Origin of the sequence: Streptomyces sp. NPDC050619 (assembly GCF_040654815.1) — a bacterium.
GTDB lineage: Bacteria > Actinomycetota > Actinomycetes > Streptomycetales > Streptomycetaceae > Streptomyces.
In genome coordinates, this window is sequence record NZ_JBFAIR010000002.1 from 518,437 (window position 1) to 537,041 (window position 18,605).

The 18,605-nt window shown below is 69.9% G+C and carries 18 protein-coding genes; 14 read left to right on the forward strand and 4 right to left on the reverse strand.

Annotation, left to right across the window (positions count from 1 at the left end):
- Positions 1-12 precede the first annotated feature (12 nt).
- Together AB0I77_RS05380 and mmuM are read right to left on the reverse strand one after the other, a co-directional pair.
- Positions 13-1,068 (reverse strand): LacI family DNA-binding transcriptional regulator, encoded by a 1,056-nt coding sequence (locus AB0I77_RS05380; RefSeq protein WP_363281009.1) that lies wholly within the window; start codon positions 1,066-1,068, stop codon positions 13-15.
- 597 nt (positions 1,069-1,665) lie between these two features.
- Positions 1,666-2,586 carry a homocysteine S-methyltransferase gene (gene mmuM, locus AB0I77_RS05385; protein ID WP_363281010.1) on the reverse strand — a complete coding sequence of 307 codons (921 nt, stop codon included), beginning with the start codon at positions 2,584-2,586 and terminating at the stop codon, positions 1,666-1,668.
- A gap of 121 nt (positions 2,587-2,707) precedes the next feature.
- On the opposite strand from mmuM, the gene AB0I77_RS05390 reads away from it, so the two are divergent.
- The 12 genes from AB0I77_RS05390 (at position 2,708) to AB0I77_RS05445 (ending at position 13,101) form a co-directional block, all read left to right on the forward strand.
- Complete coding sequence (locus AB0I77_RS05390) at positions 2,708-4,078, forward strand: amino acid permease (RefSeq protein WP_363281011.1); 1,371 nt, start codon at positions 2,708-2,710, stop codon at positions 4,076-4,078.
- Between the two features lie 9 nt (positions 4,079-4,087).
- A complete protein-coding gene (locus tag AB0I77_RS05395; protein ID WP_363281012.1) occupies positions 4,088-5,236 on the forward strand; it encodes an aminoglycoside phosphotransferase in 1,149 nt (382 codons plus the stop codon).
- 81 nt (positions 5,237-5,317) lie between these two features.
- Entirely contained in the window at positions 5,318-6,571 is a 1,254-nt protein-coding gene (locus AB0I77_RS05400; protein WP_363281013.1) for a hypothetical protein, read from the forward strand.
- Positions 6,572-7,139: 568 nt separating this feature from the next.
- The gene (locus tag AB0I77_RS05405; RefSeq protein ID WP_363281014.1) at positions 7,140-8,348 is read left to right on the forward strand and encodes a helix-turn-helix transcriptional regulator; all 1,209 of its coding nucleotides are present in this window, start codon (positions 7,140-7,142) and stop codon (positions 8,346-8,348) included.
- Between the two features lie 102 nt (positions 8,349-8,450).
- Positions 8,451-8,690 carry a hypothetical protein gene (locus AB0I77_RS05410; protein ID WP_363281015.1) on the forward strand — a complete coding sequence of 80 codons (240 nt, stop codon included), beginning with the start codon at positions 8,451-8,453 and terminating at the stop codon, positions 8,688-8,690.
- Positions 8,687-9,307 (forward strand): hypothetical protein, encoded by a 621-nt coding sequence (locus AB0I77_RS05415; RefSeq protein WP_363281016.1) that lies wholly within the window; start codon positions 8,687-8,689, stop codon positions 9,305-9,307. Before AB0I77_RS05410 ends, AB0I77_RS05415 begins: the two co-directional genes overlap by 4 nt.
- Positions 9,294-9,860, forward strand: a complete 567-nt coding sequence (locus AB0I77_RS05420; RefSeq protein WP_363281017.1) for a DUF6415 family natural product biosynthesis protein — start codon at positions 9,294-9,296, stop codon at positions 9,858-9,860. The genes AB0I77_RS05415 and AB0I77_RS05420 overlap by 14 nt, the downstream gene beginning before the upstream one ends.
- A gap of 122 nt (positions 9,861-9,982) precedes the next feature.
- Complete coding sequence (locus tag AB0I77_RS05425) at positions 9,983-10,171, forward strand: hypothetical protein (protein WP_363281018.1); 189 nt, start codon at positions 9,983-9,985, stop codon at positions 10,169-10,171.
- 209 nt (positions 10,172-10,380) lie between these two features.
- Positions 10,381-10,677, forward strand: coding sequence for a putative ATP-grasp-modified RiPP (gene tgmA, locus AB0I77_RS05430; protein ID WP_363281019.1), 297 nt, complete (start codon positions 10,381-10,383; stop codon positions 10,675-10,677).
- Positions 10,674-11,627: an ATP-grasp ribosomal peptide maturase gene (gene tgmB / locus AB0I77_RS05435; RefSeq protein WP_363281020.1), complete on the forward strand. Its 954-nt coding sequence runs from the start codon at positions 10,674-10,676 to the stop codon at positions 11,625-11,627. The genes tgmA and tgmB overlap by 4 nt, the downstream gene beginning before the upstream one ends.
- On the forward strand, positions 11,624-12,754 hold the full coding sequence (gene tgmC, locus AB0I77_RS05440) for an ATP-grasp peptide maturase system methyltransferase (RefSeq protein ID WP_363281021.1): 1,131 nt from the start codon (positions 11,624-11,626) through the stop codon (positions 12,752-12,754). Before tgmB ends, tgmC begins: the two co-directional genes overlap by 4 nt.
- Before the next feature lie 29 nt (positions 12,755-12,783).
- The gene (locus AB0I77_RS05445; RefSeq protein WP_363281022.1) at positions 12,784-13,101 is read left to right on the forward strand and encodes a DUF6087 family protein; all 318 of its coding nucleotides are present in this window, start codon (positions 12,784-12,786) and stop codon (positions 13,099-13,101) included.
- On the opposite strand, the gene AB0I77_RS05450 is transcribed toward AB0I77_RS05445, so the two are convergent.
- Positions 13,086-15,206: an autotransporter gene (locus AB0I77_RS05450; RefSeq protein ID WP_363281147.1), complete on the reverse strand. Its 2,121-nt coding sequence runs from the start codon at positions 15,204-15,206 to the stop codon at positions 13,086-13,088. The two genes, AB0I77_RS05445 and AB0I77_RS05450, sit on opposite strands and share 16 nt — an antisense overlap.
- Before the next feature lie 188 nt (positions 15,207-15,394).
- On the opposite strand from AB0I77_RS05450, the gene AB0I77_RS05455 reads away from it, so the two are divergent.
- Both AB0I77_RS05455 and AB0I77_RS05460 read left to right on the forward strand, forming a co-directional pair.
- Positions 15,395-16,492 (forward strand): glycoside hydrolase family 43 protein, encoded by a 1,098-nt coding sequence (locus AB0I77_RS05455; protein ID WP_363281023.1) that lies wholly within the window; start codon positions 15,395-15,397, stop codon positions 16,490-16,492.
- Between the two features lies 1 nt (position 16,493).
- Positions 16,494-17,906 carry an RICIN domain-containing protein gene (locus tag AB0I77_RS05460; RefSeq protein WP_363281024.1) on the forward strand — a complete coding sequence of 471 codons (1,413 nt, stop codon included), beginning with the start codon at positions 16,494-16,496 and terminating at the stop codon, positions 17,904-17,906.
- A 27-nt stretch (positions 17,907-17,933) separates the two neighbouring features.
- On the opposite strand, the gene AB0I77_RS05465 is transcribed toward AB0I77_RS05460, so the two are convergent.
- A complete protein-coding gene (locus tag AB0I77_RS05465) occupies positions 17,934-18,584 on the reverse strand; it encodes a GNAT family N-acetyltransferase (protein ID WP_363281025.1) in 651 nt (216 codons plus the stop codon).
- Positions 18,585-18,605 lie beyond the last annotated feature (21 nt).

Below are 18,605 nucleotides of genomic sequence, written 5' to 3' on the forward strand. Positions count from 1 at the left end.
GGTGCCGAGGCGCTAGGAACCGGTTGCCGCCACCGAGTCCCGCATCACCACATGGGTGCCGAGCAGCAGATGCTCGTCCGGCGCCTCCGTCGTCCGCCCCAGCGCGGTGCGGACGGCGAGGCGGCCCAGCTCCTCGTAGGGGACGTGGACGGTCGTCAGGGCGGGGTGCAGATCGCGGGCGAACGGGATGTCGTCGTAGCCCGCCAGCGAGATGTCACCCGGCACGGCCAGGCCCGCCTCGTGCAGGGCGGTCAGCGCACCGGCGGCGACCATGTCGGTGGCGGCGACCACGGCCGTGAAGTCCAGCCCGTCCTTCAGCGCCCCGCGCATCAGACGGTGGCCGGAGTCGCGGGTGAAGTCGCCGTGCAGCAGCAGCTCCGGGTCGGGGTCCAGGCCGCGGGCGCAGTGGGCGGCCAGATAGCCGCGCTCGCGGCCCTGCGCCGTCGTGTGGTCCGCCTTGCCGCCGAGGAAGAGCACACGCCGGTGGCCCTGCGCCAGGACGTGCGCGACCAGGGCGAAGGCGCCGCCCTCGTTGTCGTACTCGATGACCGTCACCGGCGCCCCGGGCCCGAGCGTCGGACGGCCGCACAGCACCAGCCTGGACCCCGCCGACGCCAGCGAGTCGGCCATCCGGCGGGTGCGCTCGCGGTACTCGGCGGTGTCCGCGGCGCCGCCCACCAGGATCACGGCGGCGGCCCGCTGGGCGCGCATCATCTCGACGAACTCCATCTCGTGCCGCACGTCGCCCTCCGTGCTGCACACCAGGCACAGATGCCCGAGCCGGGTCGCCTCGCGCTCCACGCCGTGCGCCATGAGCGCGAACGACGGTCCGGTGATGTCCTCCAGGACGAACGCCAGCGTGGGCGTCGCGACCCCCGCGACCGCCTTGGCCCGCGCGTCGGCGACGTAGTCCATTTCACGCACCGCCCGCATCACGCGCGTCCGCGTCGCCGAACTCACCGGGTACACCCCGCCGAGCACCCGCGACACCGTCGACGCGGACACCCCCGCGCGCGCCGCCACGTCCCGGATGGTGCTCCGGCTCGCGTCCTCGCTCTTCCTGGTCATGTCCGCCTCGTCCCTCTCCCCGGGCTCCATCGCCCACCCCTCGGGAACAGCGGCAACGTGATGGCAACCGGTTCCCGATCCGGAGGCTAGCAGCGGGGAGGGTGAACCGGCAGGAGTTGGGCGGGGCTTCGGGGGTTGGGCGGGGCTTCGGGGGTTGCGTGGGCCTCGGGGGTTGGGCGGGTCTTCGGGAGTTGCGTGGGCCTCGGGGGTTGCGCCGGCCTTCGGGGGTTGGGCGGGTCTTCGGGAGTTGCGTGGGCCTCGGGGGTTGCGCGGGCCTTCGGGGGTTGGGCGGGTCTTTGGGGGTTGGGCGGGTCTTCGGGAGTTACGCGGGCCTCGGGGGTTGCGTGGGCCTTCGGGAGTTGCGCCGGCCTTCGGGAGTTGCGCGGGCTTCGGGAGTCACGTGGGCCTCGGGGGTTGCGTGGGCCTCGGGGGTTGCGTGGGCCTTCGGGGGTTGGGCGGGTCTTCGGGGGTTGGGCGGGTCTTTGGGAGTTACGTGGGCCTCGGGAGTTGCGCAGGCCTTCGGGAATAACGCGAGCCTCGGGAATAACGCAGCCTCCGGAATAACGCGAGCCTCGGGAAGTACGTGAGCCTCGGGAGTTACGCAGGCCTCAGCGTCCGCGCGATCGACCCGATCGCTTCCGGCCCCACCCGGCAGCACCCGCCGATCAGCCGGGCCCCGGACTCCCGCCAGCCGAGCACCTCTTGGGGCGCGAAGGTCGAGCGGCCGTTCCAGGCGCGGGCCTCGGCGTCCCAGGTCTCGCCGCTGTTGGGGTAGACCACGACCGGCTTGCCGGTGACCCGGGCCGCGATCTCGATCGCGCCGTCCACATCCTCCGGGACACAGCAGTTCACGCCGACCGCGATCACCTCGTCCGCGTCGGCGGCCAGGGCGAAGGCCTCCTCCAGCGGCTGCCCGGCACGGGTACGGTCGCCCGCGACGCTGTACGACAGCCAGGCCGGCACCCCGAGCCCGCGCACCGCCCGCAACTGCGCCTCGGCCTCCTCGGCGTCGGGCACCGTCTCCAGCGCCAGCACGTCCGGACCGGCGGCGGCCAGCACCTCCAGGCGGGGCCGGTGGAAGCGCTCCAGTTCGGCCACGCTCAGTCCGTACCGGCCCCGGTACTCGGAGCCGTCCGCGAGCATCGCCCCGTACGGGCCGGCCGAGGCTGCCACCCACAGCGGCCGGGTGACACCCTTCGCGCGCGCCTGCCCCGCCGCCTCGCGCGCCAACTCGACGCTCAGGCCCAGGAGTTCGGCCGCCCGCTCACGCTCGATCCCGCGCTGCGCGAAGCCCTCGAAAGTGGCCTGGTAGCTGGAGGTGATCGCCACGTCCGCGCCCGCGAGGAAGTAGGCGAGATGCGCCTCGGAGATCGCCTCGGGCCGCTCCGCGAGCAGCCGCGCCGACCACAGTTCGTCGCTCAGGTCGTGCCCGGCGGATTCGAGCTGGTTGGACATGCCGCCGTCGAGGACGACCGGGCCGGTGACAAGGGCTTCGGCGAGGGTGGAGTTGCTGGTCATACGACGACGGTAGTCCAGTCGCAGCGGTATACCGCACCGGATCATGTCCAGAACGTGAACAGATTGCCCACGATGTGGAACGCCGGATACGATCACACTTCCCCACCTCCCGGAATGTGACATGACTGCCCCCAGTACCACCGAGTCCGCCGAGCCCGAGGCGCGGCCGGCCCCGCGCCGCCGCACCTTCGGCCCGGCCGCCGCCACCGCCCTGGTGATGGGCAACATCATCGGCGGCGGCATCTTCGTGCTGCCCGCCACCGTGGCCCCGTACGGCGGCGTCAGCCTGGTCGCCTTCGTGGTGCTGTCGGCCGGCGCGGTGCTGCTCGCGCTGCTCTTCGGCAAGCTGGCCCGGCGCAGCCCGGTCACCGGCGGTCTCTACGTGTACCCGCGCGACGCCTTCGGCCCCTTCGCGGGCTTCCTGTCGGCCTGGTCGTACTGGACGATGTGCTGGGTCAGCATCGCGGCCCTGGCCGTCGCGGTCGTCGGATATGTAGACGTCCTGATACCCCTCCACGGCGACCACACCCTCGAAGCGCTGGTCGCGCTCGCCGCGTTGTGGCTGCCGGCCGCCGCGAACTTCGCCGGCACGCGCTGGGTCGGAGCGGTCCAGGTCGTCTCCACGATCCTGAAGTTCGTGCCGCTGCTGCTGGTCGCCACGATCGGCCTGTTCTTCATCGACACCGACAACTACGGCCCGTTCAACGCCTCCGGTGAGAGCGTCTCCGGTGCGCTGGCCGCCTCTGCCGCGCTGCTCCTCTACAGCTTCCTCGGCGTCGAGTCGGCCGCCGTCAGCGCGGGTGAGGTCCGCGACCCCGAGCGCAACGTCGGCCGCGCCAGTGTCCTCGGCACGCTGGGCTCCGCCCTGGTCTACATCCTCGGCATCGTCGCCGTCTTCGGCCTCGTCCCGCACGACAAGCTGGCCGCTTCCGGCGCCCCCTTCGCCGACGCGGTGAACTCCATCACCGGCGGCACCTGGGGCGGCACCGCCATCGCCCTGGTCGCCGTCGCCTCCATCACCGGCTGCCTCAACGGCTGGATCCTGATGGCCGCGCAGATGCCGTACGCCGCCGCCCGCGACGGCCTCTTCCCGGCGCCGTTCGCCCGTGTGGGCAAGGGCGGGGTGCCGGCGTTCGGCGTCTGGGCCGTCGCCGTCCTCGGCACGCTGCTCATCGCTCTCAACTACACGGCGGGCCCGGACACGACCTTCCGCGTCCTCGTCCTGATCACCACGTTCACCGGCTGCGTGCCCTACCTGCTCTCCGCCGCCGCCCAGCTGTACTGGCTGGCCAAGGGCACCCGCGAGCAGGTCCGCCCGGCCGGCCTGGTCCGCGACCTGATCGTCGCCGCCCTCTCCTTCGCCTTCTCCTTCTGGCTGATCGCCGGCGCCGGCTACGCGGCCGTCTACCAGGGCGTGCTGTTCCTCTTCGCGGGCATCCCGGTGTATGTGTGGCTGCGTGGACGCCAGGAGACGGCGGAAGAGCCCGCATAACCTTGGGGGATGTCTGACACCGATGCCGTGGCCGCGGAGGGCCCCGAAGTCGCCGATGCCGTGCACGCCGAGGCCCGAGAGGTCCTCGGCCCCTTCACCGGACCGGTCGTCCTGGACCCCCTCACCCACAACCCCAAGAACGGTGTCACCGGCGGCGTCTGGAACGTCACCGCCGGAGACCGCTCGGCCGTCCTGAAGGTCCTCACCCGCAACAAGGACGCCACCGGCCGCTGGGCGGCCTCGGACGACCCCCGGCACTGGAACTACTGGCGGTGCGAGGCCGACGTCTACGCCTCCGGCCTCGCCCAGGCCTGGGCGCCGTATGGCGTCCGCGCGCCCCGGCTGCTGGCCCGCGTCGAACGGGCGGACGGGGACGTGGCGTTGTGGCTGCAGCGGGTGCGGGGCGAGCCGGCCACGGACTGGTCGATCGCCCGGCACGTGGAGCACGCCCGGCGCCTGGGCGCCGCTCAGGGCGCGGTCGGTGCGACGGACGACGAACCGTGGTTCTCCCGCCGCTTCCTGCGCCAGTACGTCGACAGCAACACCCTCGGCCAGGAACTCCTCGACGACGACGAGGCCTGGCAACAGCCCCTGGTCCGCGACCACTTACCCGACGGCCTGCGCCGCGCCATGGTCCGGCTGCACCACGACCGCGAGTGGTTCCTGGACATCATGGAGTCCCTGCCGCGCGCCTTCAGCCACCTCGACCTGTGGCCCGCCAACGTCCGCGCCGACGGCCCCGACAGCGCCCTGTTCGACTGGGCGTTCGCCGGGGACGGCGCCCTCGGCGAGGACCTCGGCAACTACCTCCCCGACTCCGTCTTCGACCTGTTCGTCCCGGCCACGCGCCTGCCCGAGTACGCGGCGGCAGCCTACGACGCCTATCTGCACGGCCTGCGGCAGAGCGGCTGGAAGGGGGACGAGAACCTCGTACGGCTGGCGGTGTGCGCCTCGGCCGTCAAGTACGACTGGATGACAGGGCTGATGCTGGCCCGCGCGGGGGAGGAGCAGCTCGATTACGGCGGCGGCCGGGCCGTGGATGCCCAACGCCGTTACCGCGAACGCGGGTTGACGCTCGCGTTCCTCGCGGAGTGGGCGGATCGGGCGCGTGCGCTGGCCCCGCGGCTGGGGTATCCGGAGGCGCCGAGCGGCCGTTGACCCTTGTACTTGAGTGGACTCCAGCACCTAGCGTCGAGACAGAACTGGTCTTTCCGGTACGCCTGAGAAAGGAGAGTCGTGATGGAGGAGAACATCGGGGCGAACCCGACGGGAGCCACAGAGCCCCGAGTGCCGTCCCGTCGGCGGATGCTCGGCATGTCCGGAGCTGCCGGGCTGGCCGCCGTGGGCGCGTTGGGCGCGGCGAGGCTCCCGGACGAGATATCCGGACCGGGAAAGGACGCCGAACCGAGCCAGGTCGCGGCCCGCGTGACCGCACCGCCCCCCGATGGGGTCCTCGGGGCGAACTTCAACGGTGCCCCGAACGAGATGTTATTCGCCGAGCTGGAAGATCTCTCGGCCACCTGGGTACGCGGGTTCTTCCCCATGCCCAACGCCGATCAGGGCCCCATCGCCGAAAAGCCGCAGATCGAAAAGCTTCTGACGGCCGGCGAACTTGGATACGGCACGGTGCTGTCGCTGAAATTCCCGTACAAGAAGAATCCCATCCCGACCCCCGGCAGCGATGCCTGGATGACCGCGTTCGCGCGCCTGGAAAGGGTGCTGCCGGTCGTCATGAACAAGGTCGACATCTTGGTGATCGGCAACGAACCGTTCGTCGAAAGCCAATCCCAGGATCGCGATGAACGCCTCAACGAATTCTACGAGCAGCTCGCTCAACGCGTCATCGCTTACCGTGACAGCAGCTCCGCGACCAGGACCAAGCTCTACATGGGGGCGCTCAACCATCGAGCCGCTTGGCGTACGGATGCCACGAACCGCTGGCTGCGCTTCGTGAACAGGACCCTGGCCATCGACGGCGTGGACATCCATCCGCACCTGGCGGCCCCGGGCGGTGCCCAGAAGTACCTCGAGTACGTCCTCCCCCTCATGCGCCCCGAACAGAAGTTCCTGGCCACCGAGTTCTCCCTCGTCCACCTCTGGGGGGACCATCTGACAGACCCGGTCTCCGCCGAATTCGCCAAATGCCACCCGGAGGAGGGCGGGAAACTCGTGTGGGAGGTGCTCCGCGGAGCCACCCAGCAGCGCTTCACCCAGCAGAAGTGGGACGACTTTCTCTCCAAGAGTCCCTGGTTCGAAAGCAACAAGACCTATCTCCAGGATCAGGTCGAGAAGTTCCGCAGCTCGAAAAGGCTCGCGGTGGCTACCTATGGGGTGAGCCAGGACGAGGCCATGGCGACTGGTTTCACCGAGAAGTCGGTTCCATGGATACTCAACAGCTTGTTCTGTCCCTATACCGTGCAGGGCGGCGAGGACGGTCTCCCCGGACGGAACCGCACGTGGATCAACCAGTTCCGCGCGCTGCAGAGCACCTAGCCCCGCCCCGCATGCCGTCCACTACTCCGCCGTCCACGGCGGCTACGCCGAGCCGCGGGCACCAAGAGCCCGACAGCAGCCCGACGGCCAGCACGTACGGCCACCAGCTCGAGATCAGCCGCGGCGGCGCCCAGTGAGGCTCGTTCGTGACCCACGGGGCCGACCGTGGGTACGGTTCTGGTGTCGAAGCTGAAGGACACCTACCCGTGCCGGTGTGGGACTCCTCGGAGGAGGGCCTGCGCTGCAAGTGCTATGCCAAGTGCAAGCGGTACGGAGCCGGCGCCAACTCGCTGTGCCGTTGCGCTTCGCGGAGATCGCGGCCAAGTGGGCGCCGGGAGTTCGTCAGAAGGGCTACAACGCCTGACACCGAGACTGCCGCCCAAGTGGCCGTCCTTCTTGGCCTGGACACGACGGCGGCCCACACCCTGTGAGGGGCGAGCCGCGGTGTGGGTAGGGCCTCCTCGCTTCCTCAGCGCCCTGCCGCTGGTGACCACGCGCCCGTACATTGGCGGTGAAGGCTCATCGTGGACGTGAGGGGCGCAGCGTGGATTTCCCCGAAGATTCGAGTATGGGCGAGCGGATTCGGGCCTTGAGGGAGTCGCGCGGCATGTCCCGCTCGGTCCTCGCCGGAATGTGCAACCGCGGCCCGGACTGGCTGAAGAAGATCGAATCAGGTGACCGTGAACTCAGGTCGCACACGCTTCTGCTGAAGCTCGCGGCGGCGCTCTCTGTCTCCGACCTGTCCGTCATCACCGGCAACGCGTCGGACGTCGCGGCGACCGTCCCGACGGGCCGGCTCAACCATCCGGGCCTGCCGCGCATCTGGGACGCCGTCATGACCCGGCCTCTCTTGATCGGCCAGCCGGCGGTGCCGCCGGACCCGGCGCAACTTCAGGGGCGGGTCGACCAGTCGTGGCGGCTGTGGCACTCATCGGAGCACAACCGGACCGAGGTGTGCGCGCTGCTGCCCGATCTGATCCGCGATGCCGAGGCGGCCGTCCGGTTCCTCGACGGCGACGCTCGGCGGGCCGCGCGGGTGGCGCTGTCGGACGTGTACCGGCTGACCGGGCAGGCGACGGCGTACATCGCACCGGCCGAACTGGCGTGGGTAGTCGCCGACCGGGCGTTGACGGCGGCGCAGGACGCGGATGATCCGTCGGCGATCGCGGCGGCAGCCTGGAACCTGGGCAACATCCTGCGAGAGACGGCGTACCCGGAGGAGGCGCTGAGGGTCGTCGTCGAAGCGAGTGACCTGATCCGCCCGCACCTGGAGACCGCGCCTGAAGACTGGCGCGGCATCTACGGCGCGCTTCAGCTTCACGCGGCCGTGACGTACGCCCGTGACGGCGCCGAGGGCGACGCCTGGCGGTGCTGGGACAAGGGGAACCAAGTAGCGAAGTCGCTGCCCGTTTCGTACGTACATCCGTCGACGGTTTTCGGCCGAGCCGTCGACTTCCATCAGGTGTCCGTGCACACCGATCTGAGGAAGGCACAGAAGGCGCTCGGGCTGGCCGACGAGATCGACCCCGAGATCATGCCGTCCACGGAACGCAAGGCCAGGCTGTGGGTCGAGGTAGCGCGCGGGCATCTCCAGCGCGGTGACCGCACAGCGGCGTTGATGGTCATGAAGATCGCGTACCAGACCGGAGCGGAGACGGTGCGGTTCACGCCGTCGGCACGGCATGTGGTCGCTGACCTGTGGCGGAAGGCGCCGCGAGCGCTGAGGCCCGAGGCGGCGCAGTTGGCCGAATTGGTGGGGGTGAGCGAAGCGGGATAGGGGGGCAGGCTGTGGCCCGGGGACGTTCTGTCCCTGTTACCGCCCGGTAGACCTCTTACGGTGACGGACCTTGCACAGACCGTCTCCGACCGGAGGTCAATCGTGGACACGCCTTTCACCCGATGGCACGCGTCGCCCCGGCGTGCAGCGGCGCCGTACAGCGATGGCCAGACCGGCGAGGTCCGGATCCCGTTGTCGCTGTTCTGCGTCGACGAGAACCTTCGAGACATCGACCTCGTCCTGTCCCGCGCCGAGGGCGAAGATCTGCTCGAACAGCTCCGGGGCGCGCTGAATGCTTCGAGCGAGACGGCCTTCACGCGCCGGCCGGAGGTCGTCCGGTGACCGGGGTCGAGATGTTCCCCGGCGAGCGGGAAGACGTCGAGCCGCTCTTCGAGGACGAGCCGGGACAGGAGCGCGACGGCACCGAACCGCGAGTCGTCACCCGGCAGGAGCGCGATACGGCGGCCCGGACATGGCTGCTGCTGTCCGCCGACAGCATCGAGACGACCAGGGCCCATTGGGACAAGGTCGGGATCTCGCTGCTGAAGTGCGGCGCCCTGTTCGGCGCGGTTCGTATGGAATCGGCCCTCGTACACATGGCGGCCGGGTCGGACGACCTCGACAAAGTACGGGACTTCCTGACGGCCGCCCTGTTCGGCGGGCCGGTGTTCATCGACCACAACAGCGCCCGCTACTACGCGCTCGTACCGGCGAGCACGGCTGACCGGTTGGAGTGGCAGGACCGGCTCCATACGCCGAAGGCCGAAATGCTCGGTCGGGACAGCTACCTCGGGGTGCCCCGTCCCGGCCTCGACGAGCCCGACGGTGAGCACTTCAGTTACTGGTGCGTCCCGATGTACGGGCCCGGTGACCTCTGCGACCCCGAAGCGGTGTCACAGCTCGTCACCCACGGGCGGCACCTACTTGCCATGGCGGGCGAGATCGATGCCCAGAAGTGAGGCACCCACCGTCAAGAAGGCGGCCGGCCCAGCCGTGCCGGTCGACGCGCAGACGATCCGCGCGACGTACAACGGCGTTCTGTTGGCGCCGTCCGTGCCAAAAGGGCGACAGCTCGACGTGACGTGCGAGCGGCTCGTCGGGCATGTCGGGCTGCTGATCCCCGAGGTGATGGCGGTTGCGGCGCGGATGCGTACGAGCATGCGGCACATGGCGGTTCACTGCCTGGTCCGCGCCCATCAGACGCTCGCGGTCGATCCGGGCGCCGGGCAGCGCGAGGGATACGTGTACGACATGGCCACGTGCGCTCGTGCGCTGCTGACGCTCGTCGAGCATCCGGGCCCGCTCGGTGAGCCGGTCAGCGAGGACGAGATCGAGCAGGCGGTCCGCCGGAAGATCTGCGGCGGCTGCTGCGAACCGATCGAGGACGACGAGGGCTTCGAAGAGGCGGTGTTCGCGGCGGCGGCGAGCGGCGGCATCCGCGTCTACCGCCACACGGATAGCTGCGCCGTCCTCGCGGAAGAGCGGCGGACGCTTCTGCGCGCCGTGACCTGACCGCCGCCACAGACCTCCCTGGGGCTACCCGTGCCTTGCCCAGGGGGATGAGGCTTCGGCCGCCTGCTCCCCCCGTGGCAGGCGGCCGAAGCCACCTATGAACACGAAGGAGGAAGCGTCGAGTGGACGGGCATTGGATCACCGGTGACTGCTGGCTCGGGTGCGCGCGTACGGGCGTGCCGGTTATCTGGCTCGGCCCGTTGCAGTGGGACGGGCAGCACGCCCCGGTGTTCACATGCGCCCCCTGCCTGGACCGCATCAAGGCGCAGGCCCTCGCGTACTTCCTGTCCCAGCAGCCGGTGACGGCCTGAGTTGGCGCCGGAACGCTCCCAAGACCCCTGCCCGGCGGCCTGGTTGCCGGTTCGGCCTCGGCCGTTGGGCAGGTAACAAGCTCCGCCCGCACGATCAGCATTCGGCGCGGGTGGGAAGGACGCCAGGGCCCGTCCCTTGCGGGCCTCGGCGACAGAGGGAAAGTCCGTGACCTGCCCAGGCGGGTCCTATTGCGACACAGAGGAGAGGCATGTTCGTCCACTCCGACCGTCTGCCCACGAGCACGGCGGTCCCGCAGGGAACCATCACCCCGATGCCGTGGGGAGTCGGCCGCATGGCGCCCTACCCCACGATGGCCCCCGAGTACGCCACCGCCCGACTGGACCCGGCCACCCAGACCGCCGTGTTCTTCGGCGCAGCTGGCCAGGTCATGGAGATGCCGGGCCACGGCACCAGTACCGGCACCAGCCCCTCCACCGGTACCAGCCCGGATGGCCAGAACCAGGGCGCCACGGACACCGACACCGGGAGTGACAGCGACCAGTGAATGACCCGCGTCCGGTGTTGGTCGTCACCAGCCTGCACGACCCCACCGCCGACGTGGTGATCCGCGAGCTGCACGACCGGGACATCCCGGTCGTGCGGCTCGACTCCGGGGACTTCCCCGCATCACTGTCGGTGGAGGCAGAGATCACCCCACAGGGCATCCAGGGCCGCCTCCTCACCCCGTCCCGCACTGCCGACCTGGCCAACGTCCGTGCCCTCTACTACCGTCGGCCGACCGGATTCGCCTTTCCACACCTCGACGAGCATGATGCGCGGTTCGCCATCACCCAGGCCCGGTATGGGCTGGGCGGAGTGCTCGCGTCACTGCCGGGGTGCCTCTACGTCAACCATCCGCACCGCATCGGGGACGCGGAGTTCAAACCGTCCGGTCTGGCCACGGCGGTAGACGCTGGCTTCCTGGTGCCGCCCACTCTCATCACTTCCGGCGCCGACGCCGCTCGGGCCTTCATCAAGCGGCACGGGTCGGTCATCTACAAGCCCCTGCACAACCCCGTCTACCGAGTCGCTGGCGTCTCGAACGTCGTGAAGGTCGCCGAGGTGTCCGCAGCGGACATCGACGACAGCGTTGCGGGCACCGCCCACCTGTTCCAGAAGCGCATCCCCAAGACCGCCGACGTACGGGTGACCGTGATCGGCGACCAAGTGTTCTGCGTCCGAATCGACTCCGACCTCTTGGACTGGCGCACCAACTACGACCGGCTGACCTACACGCCCGTGGAGCCGCCACATGGGATCGTGCCGGCCCTCCGCCAATACATGGACCACTTCGGGCTTGTCTTCGGGGCTTTCGACTTCTGCGTGGCCGAAGACGGGCAATGGTGGTTCCTGGAATGCAACCCCTCCGGCCAGTGGTACTGGCTGGAACCTGAGACGGGCCTGCCCATGTGCACGGCCCTGGCAGACCTCTTGGAGAGGAAGACCACGACGTGACCGACGACAAGGGCCTCCGTCTCGCGCTCGCCGAGCGCCTGGCCGCTGGCGGCCAGCTGCGCACCGACCCGTGGCGGGCCGCCGTCGAGGCCGTGCCCCGGCACGAGTTCCTCCGTGGCGGCTTCTTCGAACGGGTCGACAGCCCCGGCCAGACTGCCTGGCAGCCCGTCCTTCCCGATGCCCCACAATGGCTGGGCCGCTGCTACGACGATGACTCACTCGTCACCCAGATCGCCGGGACGATCGCACCTCACGACATCCGCGGCGAGATCCTGCGCGAGCCCACCTCATCCAGCACCCTGCCCGGCCTCGTCGTTCGGATGCTCGAAGACCTCCAGGTCGAAGACCAGCACCGTGTGCTGGAGATCGGCACCGGCACCGGCTTCTCCACCGGCCTCCTCTGCCACCGGATCGGCGACGACTTCGTGACGTCCATGGAAGTCGACCCAGAGGTCTCCACCCGCGCTCGTGCCGCACTCGGGCATGCTGGGTACGCGCCACTCCTGGTCGTCGGTGACGGGCTCGCCGGTCACCCTGACGGCGCCCCGTACGACCGGCTGATTGCCACGTGCGGCGTCACCGAGATGCCTTATGCGTGGGTGGAGCAGACCCGGCCCGGTGGGATCATCCTCGCCACCCTGTCCGGCTGGCTCTACTCCTCCGAACTCGCCCGCCTCACCGTGGGCGAAGACGGCACCGCCCGAGGCCGACTCCTCGAGGGCCGAATCTCCTTCATGATCGCCCGCCCCCAGCTCCCGCCCTCACTCGGCCTACTGCCCGATCTGGACGACAGCGACGACGAACGCGCCACCCCGCTCGCCGCTGACTCCCTCGACGACTGGAACACGCGCTTCGTCGCCCAGCTCGCAGCCCCCCACGCGCAGCGCCTCAGCATCGACCGGGACGGTCGAACCGAACACCTTCTGGTGGACGTCGACGCCGACGCCTGGGCCGCCCTTGTCCAGGACGGCGACAGCTGGACCGTACGTCAGCGCGGACCCGTTCGCCTGTGGGACGACATTGAGGAGACCGTGGCGCAATGGCGTGCCGACGGTGCTCCGGGGCTCGACCACTTCGAGGTGACCGTCACCCCTGACGGGCAGACCGTGACCTGGTCTAAGGTCTGACGGCAACGAGCACCAGGAGGACGCGGGCGATGGCGGAAGAGGAGCCCCTGCACGAGTGGGCTGCCCGACGTGACCGGCGCCGGGCGGCGGAGCGGGAGATGACCGGCACACGCCGAGCCGTTCCCCTCGCCGACGGAGCCCGCGCCTCCCACGTTGCCCCTGACGCCCCGCGTGCCCTGATGGAGTGGGATGGGCACACATGGGTGACCGTCGGCGTCGCCCCGAACGCAGACGTTGCCCGGGAGTTCCTCGGCCACGTGCCCGCCCCTGCGCTCGAAAACGCGCCGGACGACCGACCCGTCCACCCCGGTTTCGGACCCGGCCGAGGGCGTCACCGCAAGCCCTGAGGGGGCTGGCCCCGCCCCGCATGTCGTCCGCTCCTCCGCCGTCCACGGCGGGTACGCCGAGCCGCGGGCACCAAGAGCCCGATCAGCAGCCCGACGGCAAGCACGTACGGCCACCAGCCCAGCCCGTTGCTCGCGGTACTCGCGGTGCGCGGATCGGCGGCCGGGGCCTCGCCGGGTGCGGCGGAGGGCGGGGCACTCGCAGGCGTGTGGCTCGCGGCGACCGTGCTGAGCACGACGTCGTTGCCGTCTCCACCCCGATAGCTGATCCGGTATGTCGTGTCGGCGAGCTTCAGCTTCGCGCCCTCCTTCAGGCCGGCGAACGCACCGCTGACCTTCGAGCGCCCCGCGTGGTCGAGGACGGTGATCCTGCGCGCGGGGTCGCTCCCGGCGGCTGACAGATCGAGGTCTCCGGCCAGCCACACCGCCCCCGTCACCTTCAACGGCCTGTCCCGCAGGACCAGTTCACCCTTCGCGCTCTGCCGGTAGGCGCCGGAGACCGTGAGTCCGGTCGCCACCACACCGTCATTCGTCACCGCCCCCTTCACCGTGCCCTTGCCGGTCAGCGTGGTCGCCACCCGCAGTCCCGTCGGCCCGGCGTCCAGTCGCGCCCCCGCCGAGGTGAGCCGGATCGCCTTGCTGCGCGCGAGAGTTGCCCCTTGGCGCAGGGCGAGCGTGCCCTTCGTGACGGTCGTCGTCCCCGCGTACGTCACCGCGCCGCCCGTCAGCGTCGTCGTCGCGGCGCCGGACTGGACGAACGCCCCGGAGCCGCTCACCCGCGACAGCGACACCGGCGTCGAGGCGTTCCGCACCACCAGCGTGCCGTCGTTCACCACCCGGCGGCGGGGGCCGCCCATCAGCAGTGAGCCGTCCCCCTGGCTCGACCCGAGCCGCAGTACCGCCCCCTGCTCCACGGTGGTCGAACCGTCGTAGTACTGCTTCGCCGCGAAGGTGACGTCGTTGCCGCGCGTCCCCGCGATCACGATGTCCCCGGCGCCGGGCGCGGACAGCGTGTCGTGGAACACGCCGCCGCCGATGGGGGCGCCGAGCGTGACCGGGCCGTCGTAGTCGAAGGTGAGCTGCGAACGGGAGCGTGCCGCCAGCAGGTTGATGTAGACGGTCTCGGCCGTGCCCGGCATGAAGATCTTGTTCGTCGTGCCGTCACCCCACTGCACATTGGCGCCCTTGATGTTGGTGCCGCGCTTGTTGACGTTCTTTCGCGCGGGTGTCCAGTTCAGGGCGGGGTCGCTGAGCGAGGGGTCGGTGTCGCCGCCCTGGTTCGACCAGCTGTACTGGCCGGTGAGGATGACTTTGCTGCCGGGCCGGGACTGGACGTTGATGTCGCTGCCGTACTCGCGCTGGTAGAAGTCCATGCGCTCGGTGACGGTCTGACCCAGCGGGGTGTCCACCGTCCAGGTGCCCTGGTTGAGGACCTTGCGGACGTTCGGCAGCGAGGTGGCGTACTCCGGCCGGCCGGCGTTGAGCTGCGTGCCGTTGTCGATCGTCCCGGAGAAGGGGTGGGTGCCCGACAGGTCCCAGGTGCCCCAGAGGAACCTGGGCTGGGTGATCAGTCCCGAGCCGCTGATGGTGCCCAGGTTGTAGGCGCTCTTCAGGGACAGCCGCAGGGTGCCGTCGACCCGGATGTTGTCCTGGTTGAGCCGGAACGCCGGGGTGTTGTACGGGAAGTGGCCGATCAGCCCGGTCGTACCGCCGTTGCCGTACTGGAGGGTGGCGCCCCGCTCGACCGTGATCGCGGGCGCGTCCGGGTTGCTCACCGTGACGTACGGATGGTTGCCGCCCGGCGTGGCGACTCGTTGCCGCTGCCGGGCCTTCGGCAGCGTGAAGTCGCTGTCCTTGGTCAGCACCAGCGTCCCCCCGCCGCGCACGGTGAGCGTGCCCGCGCCACGGAACACCCCGTCGTACGTCGTCGTCCCGGCGGGCACGGTCACCACCGTGTCGCCGGTGAGCGTCACGTCCCGGTCCGCGAGCACGTCGGCGGTGACGTCCCGGGCTCCGGCGGCGGCCGCCGGGGGAGCGGCGACGAGGAGGGCGGCGACCGCGGCGAGGGCACCGGCGGCTGCTGCTGTGGTGTGGGTATGGCTGCGCACGTGAGCGGAGACGGGCGGGGCGGTGGCCGATAACAGAAAATCCACACACTTGTTTGTCTCGTCAGACCCGTTGACCTCCACGTAACACGCCCTTACCTTTTCGGCGTTCGTAATGACAGATGTTGTTCGATATCCCGAACCCTCAATCTGATCCCCGAGATCTCGTTCCCCCGCGAGAGGCAGCCCGTATGAGCCGCGACAACGACCTGCCCGAAGCCGCTGAGGCCCCCAGCCGCAGACTGATGCTGAAGGGCGCCCTGGCCGCGGGCGCGCTGGCAGCCGTCACCCCCGGCATCGCCCACGCCGCCCCGACCCCGAAGGCAGCCCCGTACGTGAACCCGCTCGTCCGCAACCGGGCCGATCCCCACATCCACCGTCACGCCGACGGGTTCTACTACTTCACGGCCACCGCCCCCGAGTACGACCGCATCATCCTGCGCCGCTCCCGCACCCTGAACGGCCTCGCGACCGCCGCCGAGTCCGTCATCTGGACCAAGCACGCGACCGGCCCCATGGGCGCCCACATCTGGGCGCCGGAGATCCACCGCATCGGCGGCAAGTGGTACATCTACTTCGCCTCCGCGCCCGCCGAGAGCGTGTGGGACATCCGCATCTGGGTCCTGGAGAACGCCAACCGCGACCCCTTCAAGGGCACCTGGACCGAGCGCGGCCAGCTCAAGACGGCCTGGGAGACCTTCTCCCTCGACGCCACCACCTTCACCCACCGGGGCAGCCGCTACCTCGCCTGGGCCCAGCACGAGCCCGGCATGGGCAACAACACCGCGTTGTGGCTGTCCAGGATGGCGAACCCGTGGACTCTGACCGGTCCTCAAATACGGCTGTCCACACCCGAGTACGACTGGGAGACCATCGGCTTCAAGGTCAACGAAGGCCCGTCGGTCATCGCCCGCAACGGCCGCCTGTTCATGTCCTATTCGGCCAGCGCCACCGACTACAACTACTGCATGGGCCTGCTGACCGCCGACGCGGACAGCGATCTGATGAACCCCGCGAGCTGGTCCAAGTCGCCCACGCCCGTCTTCACCAGCAACGACACCACCAAGCAGTACGGCCCCGGCCACAACTGCTTCACCGTCGCCGAGGACGGCCGCAGTGACGTCCTCGTCTACCACGCCCGCCAGTACAAGGAGATCGTCGGCGACCCGCTGAACGACCCCAACCGCCACACCCGCGTCCAGAAGCTGGGCTGGAAGCGCGACGGCACCCCGGACTTCGGCATCCCCGTGGCCGACACGGCCGCCTCAGCCGTCAAGGAGAGTGCGTGACATGAGACGTACGTACGCCGCTCTGCTCGCCCTCTGCCTGGCGCTGCTCGGCGCCCTGGCCACCGCGGGACCGGCCCAGGCCGCGCCCCAGACGATCACCAACGGCACGCAGTTCACGGACACTTCGGGCAACCCCGTGCACGCCCACGGCGGCGGGGTCATCAAGGTCGGGAACTACTACTACTGGTTCGGCGAGAACCGCAACGCCGACAACACCTTCCGGTACGTGGACGCCTACCGCTCCACCGACCTGAAGAACTGGGAATTCCGCAACCACGTCCTGACCGAGGCGACCGACCCCGAGCTGGCGACCGCCAACATCGAGCGGCCCAAGGTCATGTACAACGCGTCCACCGGCAAGTTCGTGATGTGGATGCACAAGGAGAACGGCACCGACTACAGCGAGGCCCGCGCCGCCGTCGCCGTCTCCGACACCGTGGACGGCAACTACACCTGGCGGGGCAGCTTCCGCCCGCTCGGCCAGCACATGTCCCGCGACATCACGGTGTTCGTGGACACCGACGGCGCCGGATACATGATCTCCGCCGCCCGTGAGAACTACGACCTCCAGATCTACCGGCTCACCGCCGACTACACCGGCATCGCGAGCCTGGTCGCCGACCCCTGGCACGGCGGCCACCGCGAGGCGCCGGCGCTGTTCAAGCGGGGCAACGTCTACTTCATGCTGACGTCGGGCGCCACCGGCTGGAGCCCCAACCAGCAGCAGTACGCGACGGCGACCTCGCTGTCCGGTCCCTGGACGGCGATGAAGAACGTCGGCGACTCGACGACCTACGGCTCGCAGACCGCCTACGTCCTTCCCGTGCAGGGCAGTTCGGGCACCTCGTACCTGTACATGGGGGACCGCTGGGGCAACTCCTTCGGCGGGACCGTCAACGACTCGCGGTACGTGTGGCTGCCGCTGACCTTCCCCTCCTCGACCTCGATGTCCATGTCCTGGTCGCCGGAGGTCACCATCGACACGGCCGCCGGGACCATCAACGGCACGAGCGCCACGTACAACACCCTGATCGCCCGGCACAGCGGCAGGTGCGCGGACGTGACCAGCCAGTCGCTGTGGCCGGGCGCCCAGATCAAGCAGTACGACTGCAACGGCGGCGGCAACCAGAGGTACTGGTTCAAGTCCGTCGGCAGCGGCTACTACCAGCTGATGGTCCGCAGCAGTTCCCTGTGCGTGCGGGAGAACGCGAGCACGGTCACCCAGGAGAACTGCGACGCATCGGCCACCGGCCAGCAGTGGTCCCTCACCACCACCGGCTCCTACGTCACCATCAAGTCCCGCGCGAGCGGCGAGTGCCTGGACGTAAACGGCGCGTCCACCGCCAACTCCGCCGCGGTCATCACGTACACCTGCAACGGAGCGACCAACCAGCAGTGGACGCGCGGCACTTGAGCCTTCCGGACGGAGCGCGAAGGGCGCTCAGAAATCCACCCGCATGACGGCGCGCCGGGGACTGGGGCGACTCACCTCGGCGAAGCCGGCGTCGGCGAAGACGTCACGGCTGCCGACGTGGAGTTCGCCCCAGGTGATCTCCTTGCCGGGCTCGGTCAGCATCGCGTAGCCCTCGACCGCGCGGGCTCCGCGGTCGCGGGCGAAGCCGATGGCGGCGCGGGCGAGGCCGTAGGTGACACCGCGCTTGCGGAAGCCCCTGCGGGTGACGAAGCAGGTGACGGCCCAGACGGTGTCGTCGGTCTTGTCCTCGCCGCGCCCCGTCCAGGGCGTACGGGTGCGCGGCAGTCGCGGGTAGGCGGTGCGTGGCTCGACCGCGCACCAGCCGACCGGCTCACCGTCGAGAAAGGCGACGAGACCGCTCGTCGAGCGGGCCCCGGGATCTCCGCACCCGGTCTGCTCGCGCAGCCGGTCGGCCCGTTCGGCGTCGGAGAACGAGGCCCAGTGGGAGTCGCGGACCTTGTAGCGCTGGCACTGGCACTTGCCCGGATAGTCGGTGGTGCCGAAGATCGCCCGCAGGTCGTCCCAGGAGGCCTCGTTCGCCGGGACGATCGTGAGCCGGTCGGGCGGTATGGGGCCGTCCGGGACGGGGCCGGGGGCAGCCGTCTTGTCGTCGTTCATGAGGCAGGACGGTACCGGGCA

Coding starts and splice junctions, on each gene's coding strand:
- AB0I77_RS05380 (WP_363281009.1), bottom strand. CDS start 1,068: ATGACCAGGAAGAGCGAGGACGCGAGCCGGAGCACCATCCGGGACGTG.
- mmuM (WP_363281010.1), bottom strand. CDS start 2,586: ATGACCAGCAACTCCACCCTCGCCGAAGCCCTTGTCACCGGCCCGGTC.
- AB0I77_RS05390 (WP_363281011.1), top strand. CDS start 2,708: ATGACTGCCCCCAGTACCACCGAGTCCGCCGAGCCCGAGGCGCGGCCG.
- AB0I77_RS05395 (WP_363281012.1), top strand. CDS start 4,088: ATGTCTGACACCGATGCCGTGGCCGCGGAGGGCCCCGAAGTCGCCGAT.
- AB0I77_RS05400 (WP_363281013.1), top strand. CDS start 5,318: ATGGAGGAGAACATCGGGGCGAACCCGACGGGAGCCACAGAGCCCCGA.
- AB0I77_RS05405 (WP_363281014.1), top strand. CDS start 7,140: ATGGGCGAGCGGATTCGGGCCTTGAGGGAGTCGCGCGGCATGTCCCGC.
- AB0I77_RS05420 (WP_363281017.1), top strand. CDS start 9,294: ATGCCCAGAAGTGAGGCACCCACCGTCAAGAAGGCGGCCGGCCCAGCC.
- tgmA (WP_363281019.1), top strand. CDS start 10,381: ATGTTCGTCCACTCCGACCGTCTGCCCACGAGCACGGCGGTCCCGCAG.
- AB0I77_RS05445 (WP_363281022.1), top strand. CDS start 12,784: ATGGCGGAAGAGGAGCCCCTGCACGAGTGGGCTGCCCGACGTGACCGG.
- AB0I77_RS05455 (WP_363281023.1), top strand. CDS start 15,395: ATGAGCCGCGACAACGACCTGCCCGAAGCCGCTGAGGCCCCCAGCCGC.
- AB0I77_RS05460 (WP_363281024.1), top strand. CDS start 16,494: ATGAGACGTACGTACGCCGCTCTGCTCGCCCTCTGCCTGGCGCTGCTC.
- AB0I77_RS05465 (WP_363281025.1), bottom strand. CDS start 18,584: ATGAACGACGACAAGACGGCTGCCCCCGGCCCCGTCCCGGACGGCCCC.